Genomic DNA, 16,819 nt, shown 5'->3' with positions numbered 1-16,819 from the left:
GGAAGGCCCAGAGCCCTTCGGCGCGGGCCCGGGCACGCACCCGGGCCACGACCTCTTCACGGAGGTTCTCGTGCGCGTCGAAGGCGTCGGGTTGGGTTTCCAGCGGCAGCACGTGCTGCTCCACGAAGGCACGCACCCGCAGCCGGTAGTCTTCGATTTCAGGGGAGAGAGAGAAATCCATCGGTGACTCCAAGAGGACTACAGGGTGGAGCAGAGGTGGCCACCATCCACTTCCAGCACACTGCCGCTCATGTAGCTGCCGGCCTCCGAGGCCAGGAGCAACAGCGGCCCCTCCAGCTCCCGCATGAGGCCGAGCCGGCGGAAGGGAATGCGAGCAAGCACCTTCTGGCCAGCGCCGCTTTCGAAGAACCCGCGATTGAGGTCGGTTTCGATGTAGCCGGGCGCGAGGGCGTTCACGCGAATCCGGTGACGCGCCAGCTCCAGCGCCATGGCCCTGGTGAGGTGGATCAACCCCGCCTTGGAGGCGCAGTATGGCGCCACCGAGCCGCTCACGCGCAGCCCCAGGATGGAGGCGATGTTGATGATGCTGCCGGGCGTGCCGGCCTCCACCAGACGACGGGCCACGGCCCGGGCCACCAGGTAGGCGCCCTTGAGGTTGGTATCGACCACCGCATCCCACTCGGGCTCCTCCACCTGGAGGAAGAAGTGCTCGCCGGACACCCCCGCGTTGTTCACCAGCACGTCCAGGACTCCGCCCGCCAGCCTTTCGGCCTCGGCCACGCCTGCCTGCACGGACTCGGAGCGGGTCACATCGAGCGACACCGCATGGGCCCGTGCCCCCGACGCACGCAGCTGTTCGACCTCGGTGACAAGCTTGTCGGTACTGCGCGCCGCCAACACGACCTCGGCGCCCGCCCGCGCCAGCACCCCGGCGAAGTGCAGCCCCAACCCACTGGAGGCGCCTGTGATCAGGGCGCGGCGACCCTCGAGACAAAAGGAAGAAGGAGTCATGGAAAAGGCATTTCCAATGCGACTTGCTGTTGACGCTGTGCCAACAAGCTACCATCATGACGCTGACAGGAGCAAAGAGGCCCCCACCATGAGCTATCAGCACATCCGGTTTTCAGTCGCGGACCGGGTCGCTACCCTGGAGTTGCACCGCCCGGAGGCGCGCAACGGCTTCACCGTGATGATGGCGGATGAGCTCGCGGACGCGCTCGCGGACGCGGATGCGGACGAAGGCGTGCGCGTGGTCGTCCTCACCGGCGCCGGCAAGGACTTCTGCGTGGGAGCGGACTTGAGCGGCAGCTCGCTCGAGGTGACGAACACGCGGGTTCCGGAGGGCGACTGGGTCGAACCCGCGACGCGGGTGACGCGCCAGATGTTCGCGCTGCGCAAACCCATCATCGCCGCCATCCAGGGCGCCGCGGTGGGCGTCGGCTCCACGATGATCCTCCCCGCGGACTTCCGCCTCGCCGCGAAGAACAGCCGCTTCGGCTTCGTCTTCAGCCGGCGGGGCATCTATCCGGAGGCGGGCTCCAGCTGGTTCCTGCCGCGCATCGTCGGGATGGGACGCGCGCTGGATTGGATGGTGAGCGGCCGGTTGATTTCCGCGGAGGAGGCGCTCGGCGCGGGGCTGGTCCGCTCGCTCCACGAACCCGAAGCGCTGCTCGACGCCGCCCATGCACTCGCCCGCGAGCTGGTGGAGAACACCGCGCCGGTCTCCGTGGCCGTCATCCGCCAGGCCCTCTACCGGATGAGCGCCCTGGCCTCACCCGAGCCCGCCTTCGAACTCGACAGCCAGCTCATCGCGAGCCTGGGGGAGAGCGCGGACGCGCTGGAGGGCGTGATGGCCTTCATGCAGAAGCGGCCCGCGAAGTTCTCCCGGACGGTGACGCAGGACCTGCCCGCGTTCCTGCCGTGGAGGGAGAACCCATGAGCCCGGCCGCCCTGCCACGCTGGAAGCGGCTCGAACCGGACAAGCGCAGGGAGCAGATCCTCGAATGCGCCACGCGGCTGTTCGGTGAGCGCCCCTACGCGGAAGTCTCCACCACGGACATTGCCCGGGAGGCAGGCGTCGCCCGGGGATTGCTCAACCACTACTTCGGGCAGAAGCGGGACCTCTATCTGAAGGTCGTGAAGAGGATGCTGCTCATGCCCGGCCTGGAAGAGAACGTGACCATGACGGGGCCCCTTCGGGAGCGGGTGGAGCGCAGCGTCGAGTGGTACCTCGACACCGTCGCGACCCACGGAAAGACCTACGTGGCCGTGACCGGCATGGGAGGCATTGGAGCGGACCCGGAGGTCGAGAACATCATCGCGCAGGCGGACGACGTGGCCGCCGCGAAGACGCTCGAATTCCTGGGCCTCAAGGTCGAGGTCGGGAACGACGCGCGCCACCGGGCGATGATGCGCTCCTACGCCGGACTGGTGAAGGCCTCCATCCGCGAGTGGATCCGCGGCGGAACGCTCTCCCGCGAGGACGTCCAGCTGCTCCTGAGCGAAGCGCTGATCGTCATCGTGCGCGACGTGTTCCCCCAACTGGCCCAGCAGGACGGCCCCGCGCGCGGCGACGCCCGGGCGCCCAAGACGGGGCCCAAGCGGTGACGCAACGACTGGCACCCCAGGGACCGCTCGCGGGCCGCACGCTCCTGATGTCCGGCGGAAGCCGCGGCATCGGGCTCGCCATCGGGGTCGCGGCGGGGCGGCTGGGAGCCAACGTCGCGCTCCTGGCGAAGACAGACACCCCGGATCCCCGGCTCCCCGGGACCGTGCACACGGCGGCCGCGGAGATCGAAGCCGCGGGGGGCCGGGCGCTCGCCGTGGTGGGGGACGTGCGCGACGAGGCGGACGTGCAGCGGGCCGTGGAGGCGACCGTGGCGCGCTTTGGCGGCATCGACTTCTGCGTCAACAACGCGAGCGCCCTCGCTCCGCTCAAGACGGAGGAGCTGCCCGTCAAGCGGTTCGACCTGATGCAGCAGATCCAGCTGCGGGGGACGTTCCTCCTGACGCGCGCGGCGCTCCCCCACCTGCGGCGCTCCCCCCATTCGCACATCCTCTCGCTCTCACCGCCCATCAACCTCGCGCCGCACTGGCTGGGATTGCACCCGGCCTACACGGTCGCCAAGTACGGCATGACCCTGCTCACGCTCGGCTGGGCCGCGGAGTTCGCGGAGGCTGGCATTGGCGCGAACGCGCTCTGGCCCCGGACGCTCATCGCCACCGCCGCCGTGAAGAACCTGCTCGGCGGTGACACGTCGATGCAGCGGGCCCGCTCGCCGGAGATCATGGCCGACGCGGCCGTGGCCCTCTTCCAGCGCCCGCCGCGGACATGCACCGGCCAGACCTTCATCGACGAAGACGTCCTGCGCGCCGAAGGCGTCACCGACTTCAGCCGCTACGGCGGCGGCCCCGACGTCGTGCTCGACCTCTACGTCGACCCCTGACGGGGGAGCGCCACAGCACGTTTGACCCACGCATCCGAGGAGGTGCCCATGGATCCGTCGCGCGCAGACCTGGAAGCGCAGTGCCAATCCCTGGCGGACAAGCTCACGCTGCCGCTCCTCCTCAAACGCAACGCCGAGGAATACGCGGACGCTCCCGCCCTCACCGCCGGAGACAAAACGCTCACCTGGGCGCAGCTGCGGGAACAGACCGCCGCGCTCACCCGGGGCCTGGACGCGCTGGGGCTCAAGAAGGGCGAGCGGATGATGATCATGATGTCCGCCCGGCCGGAGCATTGGGTCGTCGACTTTGCCGCGGTCCACCTGTCCGCGATTCCCTGTACCGCGTACCAGACGCTGAGCACCGAACAGGTGGGCTACGTCGCGCGGCACAGCGCGGCCACGGTGGTGGTGCTGGAGGGCAAGGACGAGGTCGCGCGGTGGTGGCCGGTGCTCGAAACGCTCGGGGCGCTCAAACGCATCATCGTCCTCGACCCGTCCGCCATCCCCGCCGGGGACGCGCGCTTCGTCTCCTACGCGGAGGTCGAGGCCCAGGGGCGCGCGCTGCACCAGGCGGCGCCCCTGGTCTTCGAGGAAGGCTGGAAGGACATCCGGCCCGAGGACCCGATCGCCATGATGTACACGTCGGGCACCACCGGCGACCCCAAGGGCGTGGTGCTGAGCCACCGCAACGCCTTCTACGAGGCCATCGCCGTGGACGCCTCCATCCCCGTCCAGATGCGGGTGCCGTCCATCGCCTACCTGCCGCTCGCGCATGTCGCGGAGCGTGAGCTCGGACTGTACCGCGCGCTCTACAAGGCGCTGCACGTGCACATCTGCGCGGATCCCGCGGACCTGATGCCGCTGCTGGCCAGGGCGCGTGCGCCCGCGTTCTTCGGCGTGCCGCGCTTCTGGGAGAAGCTCGCGGGTGGCCTGCGGGCGAAGGTGGGCGCGCTGGATCCCTCGCGGCGCGAGCCCCTGCTCGCGGCCCATGCGCTGGCCCTGGAGGCGTTCCGACTCCAGGGCTCCGGCAGGGCGGTCCCCCCGGAGCTTCAGCAGAAGGTCGTGGAGGTGGAGGCCCAGGTCCTTGAACCGCTGCGCAGGTCGCTCGGCCTGGGCGCGCTCGAATGGGCCAGCAGCGGCTCGGCGCCCATCCCGGTGGAGATCCTCGAGTACCTCGGGGGCTTCGGCATCAAGGTGCTGGAGGTCTGGGGCATGAGTGAGACCACGGGCTGCGCGACGATCAACACGCCCACGGACTTCCGGCTGGGCGCCGTGGGCCGGCCCATCCCCGGGCTGGAGCTGCGCCTGGCCCGGGACGGGGAGATCTTCGTCCGAGGCCCCGTGGTGTTCTCCGGGTACCTCGCCCCGGACGGTCAGGTCATCAGCGGGGTGGACGTGGACGGCTGGCTCGCCACCGGCGACATCGGCACGCTCGACGCGGACGGGTTCCTCACCATCACCGACCGCAAGAAGGAGCTGCTCATCACCTCGAGCGGGAAGAACATCGCGCCCTCCAAGCTCGAAGGCATGCTGCGCGCGCACCCCCTCGTGGGACAGGCCATCGCGATTGGCGACGGCCACCCCTATGTGACGGCGCTCGTCTCGCTCGACCCGGAGGCCGCGCCGCTCTGGGCCCGGGCCCAGGGCCTCGCGTCGGAGTCGCTCGCCGACCTCGCGCGGGATGCCCGGGTCCGCGCCGAGCTCGAGTCGCTCGTCGCCGCGGCCAACGCCCGGCTGTCCCGCGCGGAGCAGATCAAGTCCTTCGCGGTGGTGCCCGAGGCGTGGTCCCCCGCGACGGGCGAGCTCACCGTCACCCTCAAGCTCAAGCGCCGCGTGGTCCTCGCGCAATACGCTGAGCGCATCGCCGCGCTCTACGCGAACGCCTGACACCCCCACCTGCTGGATCCACGAGAGCCCCCATGCATGCGAGAACCCCGGAGCAGGCTTCGTTCGCTTCCGCCATCGACGCGTTCTGTCGCGCCAAGACGGGGACGCGCTCGCAGCGAGACGCCCTGACGAACCACGGCGCCGAGGCCCACAGCCCCGCCCTCTACGCCCAGATGGCGGAGCTCGGCTGGCTGGGCGTGGGCCTTCCCCCGGAGTACGGCGGCTCGGGCGGAGGCATGTCCGACATCTGCCTGTTCGCCGAGCGGACCGCCTACGGGCTCGCCCCCGTGGGGGGCTACATCACCACGGCGGTCGCCGCCGGCCCCTACGCGAAGTTCGGCACCGAGGCGCAGCGCGCCACCATCCTCGGCGGCATCGCCCGGGGCCGCGTGGAGGCCATCTCCATCTCCGAACCCGGGGCGGGCTCGGATGTCGCCGCCCTCACCTGCCGGGCCACGCGCACCCCCGGGGGCTTCCTCGTCAACGGGCAGAAGACCTGGTGCTCGAACGCGCACCTCGCGGACCACCTCCTGCTCGTGGCCCGCACCCACGCCACCAGCTCGCGGCACGAGGGCCTCACCATGTTCTGCGTCCCCGCGGGCACGCCGGGGATGGAGATCCGAGGCATCCCCACGCTGGGCGGCAAGGAGGTCAACGACGTCTTCTTCACCGACTGCTTCCTCCCGGAGAGCACCGTGGTGGGCACCGTGGACCGCGCCTGGCCCCAGTTGATGGCGGGCCTCAACAGCGAGCGGCTCATCCTCGCCGCGGCCATGCTCGGCCGGGGGCGGCGCGCGTTCGATGACGCCGTCGCCTACGTGAAGGAGCGCAAGCAGTTTGGCCGGCCCGTCGGCTCCTTCCAGGCGCTCAAGCACCGCATCGCGGACCTCGCCACCGAGCTGGATTGCTGTGAGCTGCTCGTCTACCGCGTGGCCGCCATGGCGGACGAGGCCCCCGAGCAGACCCTCCCCCGCGAGGCCTCGATGGCGAAGCTGAAGACGACGGAGACCGCCAAGCGCGTGGCCCTGGAGGGCATGCAGATGATGGGGGGCTACGGCTACGCGACCGAATACGACATGGAGTCGCACCTGCGCGCCACGGTCATCTCCACCGTCTACGGCGGCACGAGCGAGATCCAGCGCGACATCATTGGCAAGACGTTCGGACTCTAGGGTCGACCCCCAGTCCAGGAGACAGACATGACGACACGTCCCCGATGGAGCTCGGACGAACTCGAGCAGGTGCGCGAGCTCGCGGCCCGCTACTTCACCCAGGAGGTCCTCCCCAACGTGCCCAAGCACGTGGCCCAGGGGTATCCGGACAAGGCCCTCTACCGCAGGGCGGGTGAGCTGGGCCTCTTGTGCATGTCCATCCCGGAGGCCTACGGCGGCGGCGGCGGCACGTTCGCGCACGAGGCGGTCCTCGTCGAGGAGCAGGTCCGCGCGGGCGACCCTTCCATGGGCTTCGCCGTGCACAGCACCATCGTCGCGCACTACCTCCTCGCCTATGCGTCCGAGGCCCAGAAGCAGAAGTGGCTGCCCCGGCTCGCGAGCGGCGAGTGGGTGGGGGCCATCGCCATGACCGAACCGGGGACGGGCTCGGACCTCCAGGCCATCACCACCCGCGCGGTGCGTGAGGGTGACTTCTACCGCGTGAGCGGCTCGAAGACGTTCATCTCCAACGGCCACGTCTGCGACTTCATCATCATCGTGGTGCGGACGGGGGACGTGAAGGGCCATGCGGGCATCTCGCTGCTGTGCGCCGAGGTCTCCGACACGACGCCCGGCTTCCAGCGCGGCCGCATCCTCGACAAGCTGGGGGGCAAGGGCCAGGACACCACCGAGCTCTTCTTCGACGACCTGAAGGTCCCGGTGGTCAACCTGCTCGGCGGCGAGGAGGGCCGGGGCTTCGTGCAGTTGATGCAGCAGCTTCCGCCGGAGCGGCTGATCACGGCGCTCATCGGGATGGCGAGCCTGGAGCGCGCGGTGGAGGTGACCGTCGCGTACACGAAGCAGCGTCACGCCTTCGGCAAGCCGCTCTTCGCCCTGCAGAACACGCGCTTCGAGCTGGCGGAGTGCGCGACCCTGGGACGGGTCTGTCGCACCTTCGTCGACGACTGCATCACGTCCCACCTCGAGGGCAGGCTCGACGTGACGACGGCGGCCATGGCGAAGTACTGGGTGACGGACCAGGCGTGCATCGTCGTGGACCGTTGCCTGCAGCTGTTTGGAGGGTACGGTTACATGAAGGAGTACCCTATCGCCCACCTGTTCGCGGACACCCGCGTCCTGCGAATCTTCGCCGGCGCGAACGAGGTCATGAAAGAGCTCGTCGCCCGTTCCCTGTAGCCCCATCACCTGCATCTCCAAGGAGGCTCCGAGTGAGCCAGGAAGCTTTCATCTTCGACGCCGTTCGTACCCCTCGCGGCAAGGGCAAGAAGGGCGCGCTGCACGGCACCAAGCCGGTGTCGCTGCTCGTCGGCCTGGTGGATGCGCTCAAGAAGCGCAACCCGAACCTCGACCCCCAGCGCATCGACGACGTGGTGCTCGGCGTCGTGTCTCCCGTCGGGGACCAGGGCGCGGACATCGCGCGCACGCTGGTGCTCGCGGCCGGCCTCGCGGAGACCACCGGCGGCGTGCAGCTCAACCGCTTCTGCGCCTCCGGGCTGACGGCGGTGAACCTGGCCGCGCAGCAGGTGCGCTCGGGCTGGGAGCACCTGGTCATCGCGGGCGGCGTGGAGAGCATGTCGCGCGTCCCCATGGGTTCGGACGGCGGCGCCTGGGCGTTGGATCCGGCCACCAACTACGACACCTACTTCGTGCCGCAGGGCATCTCCGCGGACCTCATCGCGACGATCGAGGGCTTCACCCGCGAGGACGTGGACCGCTACGCCGCGAGGTCGCAGGCGCTCGCCGCGAAGGCGTGGGCGGAAGGCTACTTCAAGAAGTCCGTCGTCCCGGTGGTGGACCAGAACGGCCTCACCGTGCTCGACCGCGATGAGCACATGCGCCCGGACTCCACCGTGGCGTCGCTCGGTCAGCTCAACGCGTCCTTCACCGCCATGGGCGAGGCCGGCGGCTTCGACGCGGTGGCGCTGCAGAAGTACCACTTCGTGGAGAAGATCCACCACGTGCACACCCCGGGGAACTCCTCCGGCATCGTCGACGGCGCGGCGCTCGTCCTGTTGGGCTCGGAGAAGGTCGGCAAGGCGCTGGGCCTCACGCCGCGGGCGCGCATCGCGGCCATCGCCACGTCCGGTGCGGACCCCACCATCATGCTCACGGGCCCCATCCCGGCCACCCGGAAGCTGCTCGACATCGCCGGCCTCAGCGTGAAGGACATCGACCTCTTCGAGCTCAACGAGGCCTTCGCCTCCGTGGTCCTCAAGTACCAGAAGGACCTGGGCATCCCGGACGAGAAGCTCAACGTCAACGGCGGCTCCATCGCCATGGGCCACCCGCTCGGCGCCACCGGCGCCATGATTCTTGGAACCGTGGTGGACGAGCTGGAGCGCCGTCAGGCGCGCCGCGCGGTCGTCACCCTGTGCGTCGGCGGTGGGATGGGCGTTGCCACCCTCGTCGAGCGCGTCTGAACCCCTCCCCTTTTCGACACCTTCCGAGCAAATCCCCATGAGCGAACAGAACACCCTGCGCTGGGAAAAAGACGCCGACGGCATCGTGGTCTTGACGATGGATGACCCGGCCCAGTCCGCGAACACGATGAACGCCGCCTACGTGAAGTCCATGCGCGCGGCGGTGGACCGGCTGGTCCAGGAGAAGGCGAGCATCACCGGCATCATCCTCACCTCCGCGAAGAAGACGTTCTTCGCGGGCGGCGACCTGAACGACCTGCGCCGCGTGAAGAAGGACGAGGCGAAGCAGGTCTTCGAGCTGTGCGAGGAGATCAAGGCGCAGCTGCGCACGCTGGAGACGCTGGGCAAGCCCGTGGTCGCGGCCATCAACGGCGCGGCGATGGGCGGCGGGCTGGAGATCGCGCTCGCGTGTCACCGGCGCATCATCGCTGACGTGAAGGGCGCCCAGCTTGGCCTGCCGGAGGTGACGCTCGGGCTGCTCCCCGGCGGCGGCGGCGTGGTGCGCACGGTGCGCATGCTGGGCATCACGGACGCGCTGATGAAGGTCCTGCTCCAGGGCCAGCGCTACCGCCCGCAGGAGGCGAAGGAGCTGGGCCTCGTGCACGAGGTCGTGGAGTCGGTGGACGCGCTCCTGCCCGCGGCCAGGGCGTGGGTGAAGGCGAACCCGAGCTCGCAGCAGCCGTGGGACGCGAAGGGCTACAAGATTCCGGGCGGCACGCCGTCCTCGCCCTCCTTCGCGGCGAACCTGCCCGCGTTCCCCGCCAACCTGCGCAAGCAGTTGAAGGGCGCGAACATGCCCGCGCCGCGCGCCATCATGGCGGTGGCCGTGGAGAGCACGCAGGTGGACGTGGACACCGCGTTCACCATCGAGTCGCGCTACTTCACGGAGCTGGCCACCGGCCAGGTCGCGAAGAACATGATGCAGGCGTTCTTCTTCGACATGCAGCACATCAACTCCGGCGGCGGTCGTCCCAAGGGCTTCCCGCAGCACACGGCGAAGAAGGTCGGCGTGCTCGGCGCCGGGATGATGGGCGCGGGCATCGCCTACGTGTGCGCCAAGGCCGGCATCGACGTGGTGCTCAAGGACGTGAGCCTCGACGCCGCGCAGAAGGGCAAGCAGTACTCGGTGAAGCTCGTGGAGAAGGCCGTCCAGAAGGGCTCCACCACGAAGGAGAAGGGCGAAGCGCTGCTTTCGCGCATCACCCCCGCCGCGGACCCCACCGCGCTCGCGGGCTGTGATCTGGTCATCGAGGCCGTCTTCGAGGACGTGAAGCTCAAGCACAAGGTGTTCCAGGAGGTGCAGGGCGTGGTCGCCCCGGACGCGGTGCTCGCGTCCAACACGTCCACGCTGCCCATCTCCCTGCTCGCCGAAGGGGTGACGCGTCCGCCCGACTTCGTCGGGATGCACTTCTTCTCCCCCGTGGACAAGATGCCGCTGCTGGAGCTCATCGCGGGCAAGCAGACCAGCGACGCCACGCTCGCGAAGGCCATCGACATCGCGGTGCAGATTGGCAAGACGCCCATCGTCGTCAACGACAGCCGGGGCTTCTTCACCAGCCGCGTGATTGGCACGTTCCTCAATGAGGCCATCGCCATGGTGGGTGAGGGCATCCCGCCCGCGTCCATCGAGCAGGCGGGGCTCCAGGCGGGCTACCCCGCCGCCCCGCTCCAGCTGGTGGACGAATTGACGCTCACGCTGCCCCGGAAGATCCGCCTGGAGACCCAGGCCGCCGTGGAGGCCTCGGGCCAGACGTGGCAGGTGCACGGCAGCTACGCGGTGATGGACGCGATGATCGACCAGCACCAGCGCAAGGGCCGCTCCACCGGCGGCGGCTTCTACGACTACGCGGACGGCAAGCGCACGGGCCTCTGGGCGGGCCTCACCCAGCACTACACGAAGCCCGGGTACACCATCCCCTTCGAGGACATGAAGGAGCGGATGCTGTTCGCCGAGGCCATCGACACGGTGCGGTGCTTCGACGAAGGCGTGCTGCGCACCGTCGCGGACGCGAACGTGGGCTCCATCCTCGGCATCGGCTTCCCGGCGTGGACGGGCGGCGTCGTGCAGTACATCAACGGCTACGAAGGGCCCACCGGCACGGGGCCTCGCGGCTTCGTCCTCCGCGCGCGCCAGCTCGCGGAGCGCTACGGGAAGCACTTCCTGCCGCCCGCGTCGCTCGTCGCGAAGGCCGAAAAAGGCGAACTCCTGCAGTAGCCACCTCCCTCGGAAGGGGAAGTCACATGGTCCGAACACCGCTCGATGCGCTATCGCTCGTGGCAAGGCAGCGCGCCTTCTTCGAAACCCGCGTCACGCTCCCGCTCGAATGGAGGCGGGAGCAGTTGCAGGCGCTCGAGCGGGCGGCGCGCAAACATGAGGCGGACATCCTCGCCGCCCTCAAGTCGGACCTCTCCAAGAGCCCGGAGGAGGCCTACCTCACCGAGGTCGGCAGCATCTACGGCGAGATCAAGAACGCGCTCAAGCACGTGAAGGCGTGGATGCAGCCACGACGGGGCTCCGCGCCGCTCGTCATCCAACCGGCGCGGGCGTACCAGTACGCGGACCCGCTGGGCGTGACGCTCATCATCGCGCCGTGGAACTATCCCTATCAGCTGTCCATCGCACCGCTCATCGGGGCGCTCGCCGCGGGCTGCACGGCCGTGTTGAAGCCCAGTGAGCACGCGCCGGAGACGTCGCGCGTGCTCGCGCGGATGCTGGGCGAGGCCTTCCCCCCGGAGGTCGTCGCCGTCGTCGAGGGGGCCGCGGACGAGAGCCGCCGGCTCCTGGAGGAGCGCTGGGACCTCATCTTCTTCACCGGAGGCACCAGCGTGGGCCGGGTCGTGGCGGAGGCCGCGGCCCGTCACCTCACCCCCACCGTCCTCGAGCTGGGGGGCAAGAGCCCCTGCATCGTCGACCGGAGCGCGGACCTGGAAGTCACCGCGCGGAGAATCGCCTGGGGCAAGTTCGTCAACGCCGGGCAGACCTGCATCGCGCCGGACTACGTGCTCATCCCCCCGGAGCTCAAGGGCCGCTTCACGGACCTGGTGCAGAAGGCCGTCCGGAGCTTCTACGGCCCGAACGCGCGCGAGAGCAGCGACTACGGCCGCATCGTCAATGCCCGCCACTTCGAGCGCGTCTCCGCGCTCGCGGCCGACGGGCAGGTCGCCTTCGGCGGCGAGCGCGACGCGGCCAGCCGCTACTTCGCGCCCACCGTCATCACGGATGCGCCGCTGTCGAGCCCGCTGATGCAGGAGGAGATCTTCGGCCCCCTGCTGCCGCTCGTGGACTGCCCGAGCATTGACGACGCCATCCGCTTCGTGCGCTCCCGGCCGAAGCCGCTCGCTCTCTACAGCTTCGCGCGGGACGCCGCGGTGAACGACCGCGTCCTCGCCGAGACCTCCAGCGGTGGCGCCGTGACCAACGACGTGTGCGTCCACTTCGCCGCGGAGGGGCTCCCCTTCGGCGGCGTGGGCGACTCGGGCACGGGCGGCTACCACGGACAGTCGAGCTTCGACGCCTTCAGCCACAAGAAGAGCGTGGTGAAGCGGCCGTTCGCGCTCGACATGAAGCTGCGCTACCCGCCCTACGTCGGAAAGCTCGGCCTCCTCAAACGCTTCCTGTGACAGGTGCAGGTGGCGCCGGGCTCCTGGCGCCACCCGCCTCCCTCCGTCAGGGCTTAAAGCGTCTTCACGTACTCGATGACCGCCCAGCGCTCGTTGTCCGTGAGCGACTGGGTGAAGTCATGTCCGCCGTTGCCCATTCCGTAGAGGTACGAATTGAAGATCATCCGCGAACGGATCTGCTTCTGGGTGATGGGCGGCGGCGACTGGTAGGCGAGTGAGTTGTAGTTGGCCACCAGGTTCGCGATGTTCGCGAAGAGGACGTCGGGCGTCGCCATGTCCTGGGTGCAGGGGATGAACGGATCATTGGCGGGCTTGTTGGCGCAGGCCAGCGGCGTCACGCTCCAGCCAAGCTTCGCGAAGTCGTACGCCGAGTAGCTCATGTCGTAGCCCGCGTTGGTGCCCAGCGCGTTGGGGGCGGTCTGCTTGCGCTTCCACACCGCGGGCCGGTCCGACGGCTTCAGCACGTCCCAGAGGGTGGGCACGCTGCCGTTGTGGAAGTACGGGGCGGAGGCCCACGCCCCGTAGAGCGGCGGCGCGATGTAGCCAAACGGCTCGTTCCACACGTTCGGCCCCACGGGCGAGTACACGGGGCCGGTGCCGTTGTCATAGGCGGCACGCGGCACGCGGCGCAGCGCGCTCATGACGATGCCGTCGTAGAAGGGGCCGTGGTCGGGGTGCTCGTCGTTGTAGGCGAGGAAGGACGTGTTCCAGGCCCTGCGCTTGCGCTCATCCGCCATCAGGCCCTTGCGCGCCGGGTCGGTCCGGATGGTCTCGATGGGGGTGATGACGCCAGAGACGCCCTTGAGGCGAGGGTCGGGCAGGAAGGCCGGGTTCGCCGCGTGGCGCGGCGAGTAGACGCCGTGGCAGCTCGCGCAGGAGCCATTGCCCGGGGCCTTGGGGATGTTGGCGTTGGCGCCGTTCGCCCAGAGGTCGCGCTCGTGGAAGAGGATCGCGCCCTGCTCGGCGAGCGTGGTGTTGACGGTCTTGGGGTAGGCCGGGGGCGAGAGCGAGGTGAAGAAGTTGTCGTTGTCCTCGAACTCGTTGGACAGCGCCCGGCGCTCCGCGGGCGAGCGGGTCAGGTTCGCGACCCCGAAGGCCATCTCCGAGCGGACGTTGTCCGAGGAGAGGGCCCCGTCCCAGAACTGCCGCGTCTTGAAGGCGCGCTGCCACCAGTTGGGCGCGCGGGACATGCCTCCCGCATGGGTCGGGAAGTATTCGAGCAGGCTGGGAGCCAGGCCGAGCGAGTCCATGTCGAAGAGCGCGGGCAGCAGGTCGACGATGCCGATGGCGTCACTGGAGCCACGGCCCACGCTCCAGGGGACGGGGATGATCTCCAGCACGGTCCCGACGCCCGTCGAGCGGAACATGTCGGATTGGATGAGCCCCGCGTCAATCGCGTCGCCAGAGCGGCCCCACACGAAGCCTGCCTCCTGTTCGGTCCCGAGCCGCGAGTCGTGGCAGCCCGAGCAGCTGGAGGCGATGTTGCCCGTAAAACGCCCGTTCGCGTCCCGCTCCTGCACGAGCCCGAGGGGAAGCTGGCCGCTGCCGCCCTGGGTGAGGTTGGGGTTCTCCCACGGCAGTGGGTAGGGATTGCGGAACGGCGCCTTCGCGAGCCCGTAGCGCTTGATGACCTGCTCGTCGAAGTCCGAGGGGCGGATGAGGTAACCCCAGAGTGTGTAGATGTTGTAGTAGGCGAGCGCGGTGCTGAACGGCTGGAAGTAGGCGCGGGTCTCGATGTTCGTGCGCCCCCGGTTGACGCTCGCGCGGAACTCGCCGCACGTCTGGGGATTGGGCGGCAGCGTCGAGACGAACGGCGCTGGAGGGTTGTGCAGGTCCAACCAGTAGGCGTTGAACTGCACCGCGGCCCCCGGCTTGTTGACGCCCGGCACGACCAGGGTGCGCGGATCCACCGGCAACGGCGTCGAGTCCGGCTTCCCGTTGCACGCCGCCGCGAACGGCGAACGCAGCGTCGTCGACTCCAGCAGCGGCAGGGGGTCCGCGTCCGCCCGGGATGCCATCAGGGTGAGGACAAGGCAACCCGGTAATGCCCACTCACGGCTCCATCGCAGTCTCATTCGCGCGGCCTCCATTGCTTATTGGCACTTTGACAACAGCGCATTGTCTAGGCTCATGGAGTGACGCCCACAATACGCAGTGCGTCAGCGAGGACTCATGGACATGGCTTGAAAAGTGGTAAAGCCCGGGAATCACTCACTTCAGGAACATTCGTGAACCCCTCCTCGCTCCTCCCCTTCCGTCCGAGCCGCGACCTTTGGCGGCTCCTGGCCCTGTTGACGCTCCTGCCGCTGACCGCGGGTGCCGCGTCGCTGTACGTCAGCCCGAGCGGCTCCGACGCCAATGCCGGCACGTCGTCCACGGCCCCGCTGAAGACGCTCCAGGCGGCCCTGGACAAGGCGACCGCGGGCACGACGATCCAGATTGCACCCGGCATCTACCGCGAGCGGCCGGTGACGAAGCGGGCGGGCACCACGACCGCGCCCATCACCCTCCACGGGCCGGAGACCGGCAAGGCGCGCTCGGGGCGCTACAAGGCGGTGCTGTTCGGCACGGGGCGCATCTTCAACATCGACCACAGCTACTACGTGCTGGAGGGGTTCACGGTTGATGGGCAGGAGAAGCTCGTCAACACGACGCACCCCACGGCCCTGTCAGGCGTGCGGAGCTTCAAGGACGCCAACCAGTCGCTCATCGCCGACGGGCGGCTCATCTACATCGGCTCGGCGGAGACGTCGCGCGACATCACGGGCGTGGTGATCCGCGACATGTTCCTCAACGGCGCGGGGGGCGAGTGCATCCGCATGCGCAGCAACGCGCACCACAATGAAATCGCCAATTCGGTCATCCAGTGGTGCGGGATGTACGGCAAGGGCGACGACGTGGACGGCTACAAGTACCACAACGGAGAGGGCGTCTACGTTGGCACCAGCCCCAAGTCCACTGATCAGCCTATGTATGCCAATGACACCAGCGCGTTCAACCACGTCCACGACAACACGATCCACACGTTCGGCTCCGAGTGCCTCAACGTGAAGGAGAACGCGCACGACAACACGTTCGCGAGGAACGACTGCCGCTACAACGACGAGCCGCTGGAGTTCCTTGGCAGCCTCATCGAGCTGCGGGGCCACCACAACGTGCTGGACGCCAACGTCATCAGCGGCAGCCGCAGCTACGCGCTCAAGCTCAAGTCCGACTCCGGCGCCTACGACAAGGGCGGCAACTCGGCCACGAACAACACCTTCCGCGAGGCGACGGGCGCGTTCATCCGCAATGACAACAGCGCGCCGCAGGCGACCTTCTGCGGCAACACCTTCGACACCACGGCACCGGCGGTGACCGGAAGCTCGGTGGGCACTCCGACCACGGCCTGCGCGGGGACGGGCCAGGACACGACCCCGCCCACGGCGCCCACGGGGCTGACCGCGACCGCGACGTCCAGCAGCGGGGTGGACCTGGCCTGGAGCGCGAGCACGGACAACGTCGGGGTGACGTCGTACGCGGTGACCCGCGGCGGCGCGCCCGTGTGCATGGTGGCGGTGCGGACGTGCAGCGACACCGGCCTGAGCCCGTCCACGACGTACAGCTACACCGTGCGGGCCTCCGACGCGGCCGGCAACGTCTCTCCCGTGAGCAACACGGTGAGCGTGACGACGCCGCCGGGCACCGGCTCGACGCTGCTGACCGACGGCTTCGAGTCCTACGCGAGCTTCCCGGCGGGTGGCTGGACGAACGCCAGCGGCAACGGGAGCTGGGCCATCGTCACGGATGGGACGAAGGCGGCCCGGCAGCAGTCCACCGCGTCGGCGACGTACATCGTCACGGCTGGCCAGCCCGCGTGGAGCGACTACACCTTTTCGGCCCGGGTGAAGACCGGCTCCACGAGCGTCCGCAACGGCCTCGTCGCCCGGTACGTGGATGGGAACAACTTCTACTTCCTCATCCTCCACAACGGGAACCTGGTGCTGAACAAGAAGGTCTCCGGCACCACCCAGACCCTCCAGTCCGTGCCGTTCGCCGCGAGCACGTCCGCGTTCTACACGCTGACCCTCGCCGTTCACGGCACGTCCATCGAGGGCTTCGTGGACGGCGTGCTTCGCGTGCAGGGCACGGACACGGCCCTCACGGCGGGCAAGGTCGGCTTCTACGCGACCGGCGCCGCCACCTACGACGACGTGCGCGTAACCTCACCGTGACGGAAATTTTCAAGCAATGGTGGATCCAACCAGGGAAACTCCAAGAACCTGGGAAATCAGCGCAACTCCGCGAGTGAGGTCCCGACAATCGCTCAAGG

Annotated in this window: 12 protein-coding genes and 1 pseudogene; 10 read left to right on the top strand and 3 right to left on the bottom strand. The window is 69.0% G+C overall.

Going from position 1 to position 16,819, the window contains the following annotated elements; genetic code table 11:
• Both D7V93_RS02420 and D7V93_RS02415 read right to left on the bottom strand, forming a co-directional pair.
• Positions 1-181 (bottom strand): annotated as a pseudogene (locus D7V93_RS02420) (acyl-CoA dehydrogenase family protein); the annotation flags it as partial.
• A gap of 17 nt (positions 182-198) precedes the next feature.
• Complete coding sequence (locus tag D7V93_RS02415; protein WP_120641799.1) at positions 199-972, bottom strand: SDR family NAD(P)-dependent oxidoreductase; 774 nt, start codon at positions 970-972, stop codon at positions 199-201.
• 88 nt (positions 973-1,060) lie between these two features.
• On the opposite strand from D7V93_RS02415, the gene D7V93_RS02410 reads away from it, so the two are divergent.
• From D7V93_RS02410 to D7V93_RS02370, 9 genes are read left to right on the top strand one after another with little or no spacing between them, the layout of a single operon-like run.
• On the top strand, positions 1,061-1,900 hold the full coding sequence (locus tag D7V93_RS02410; protein ID WP_120641798.1) for an enoyl-CoA hydratase-related protein: 840 nt from the start codon (positions 1,061-1,063) through the stop codon (positions 1,898-1,900).
• Positions 1,897-2,568: a TetR/AcrR family transcriptional regulator gene (locus D7V93_RS02405; protein ID WP_120641797.1), complete on the top strand. Its 672-nt coding sequence runs from the start codon at positions 1,897-1,899 to the stop codon at positions 2,566-2,568. Before D7V93_RS02410 ends, D7V93_RS02405 begins: the two co-directional genes overlap by 4 nt.
• Before the next feature lie 8 nt (positions 2,569-2,576).
• On the top strand, positions 2,577-3,407 hold the full coding sequence (locus D7V93_RS02400) for an SDR family oxidoreductase (protein WP_120641803.1): 831 nt from the start codon (positions 2,577-2,579) through the stop codon (positions 3,405-3,407).
• A 48-nt stretch (positions 3,408-3,455) separates the two neighbouring features.
• Positions 3,456-5,294, top strand: a complete 1,839-nt coding sequence (locus D7V93_RS02395; RefSeq protein WP_120641796.1) for an AMP-dependent synthetase/ligase — start codon at positions 3,456-3,458, stop codon at positions 5,292-5,294.
• 32 nt (positions 5,295-5,326) lie between these two features.
• Positions 5,327-6,466, top strand: a complete 1,140-nt coding sequence (locus D7V93_RS02390; protein ID WP_120641795.1) for an acyl-CoA dehydrogenase family protein — start codon at positions 5,327-5,329, stop codon at positions 6,464-6,466.
• A 27-nt stretch (positions 6,467-6,493) separates the two neighbouring features.
• The gene (locus tag D7V93_RS02385; RefSeq protein WP_120641794.1) at positions 6,494-7,642 is read left to right on the top strand and encodes an acyl-CoA dehydrogenase family protein; all 1,149 of its coding nucleotides are present in this window, start codon (positions 6,494-6,496) and stop codon (positions 7,640-7,642) included.
• A 32-nt stretch (positions 7,643-7,674) separates the two neighbouring features.
• Positions 7,675-8,886 carry an acetyl-CoA C-acetyltransferase gene (locus tag D7V93_RS02380; RefSeq protein ID WP_120641793.1) on the top strand — a complete coding sequence of 404 codons (1,212 nt, stop codon included), beginning with the start codon at positions 7,675-7,677 and terminating at the stop codon, positions 8,884-8,886.
• A 37-nt stretch (positions 8,887-8,923) separates the two neighbouring features.
• Positions 8,924-11,101 carry a 3-hydroxyacyl-CoA dehydrogenase NAD-binding domain-containing protein gene (locus D7V93_RS02375; protein WP_120641792.1) on the top strand — a complete coding sequence of 726 codons (2,178 nt, stop codon included), beginning with the start codon at positions 8,924-8,926 and terminating at the stop codon, positions 11,099-11,101.
• A gap of 26 nt (positions 11,102-11,127) precedes the next feature.
• Positions 11,128-12,507, top strand: coding sequence for an aldehyde dehydrogenase family protein (locus tag D7V93_RS02370; RefSeq protein WP_120641791.1), 1,380 nt, complete (start codon positions 11,128-11,130; stop codon positions 12,505-12,507).
• A 53-nt stretch (positions 12,508-12,560) separates the two neighbouring features.
• On the opposite strand, the gene roxA is transcribed toward D7V93_RS02370, so the two are convergent.
• Positions 12,561-14,582: a rubber dioxygenase RoxA gene (roxA, locus tag D7V93_RS02365; protein ID WP_120641790.1), complete on the bottom strand. Its 2,022-nt coding sequence runs from the start codon at positions 14,580-14,582 to the stop codon at positions 12,561-12,563.
• A 153-nt stretch (positions 14,583-14,735) separates the two neighbouring features.
• On the opposite strand from roxA, the gene D7V93_RS02360 reads away from it, so the two are divergent.
• Positions 14,736-16,721 (top strand): DUF1565 domain-containing protein, encoded by a 1,986-nt coding sequence (locus tag D7V93_RS02360; protein ID WP_158623626.1) that lies wholly within the window; start codon positions 14,736-14,738, stop codon positions 16,719-16,721.
• Positions 16,722-16,819 lie beyond the last annotated feature (98 nt).

Source organism: Corallococcus llansteffanensis, from assembly GCF_003612055.1.
GTDB classification, from domain to species: Bacteria; Myxococcota; Myxococcia; order Myxococcales; family Myxococcaceae; genus Corallococcus; species Corallococcus llansteffanensis.
The sequence above is the reverse complement of the archived record's forward strand: the minus strand, read 5'-3'. Positions and strand labels throughout refer to the sequence as shown.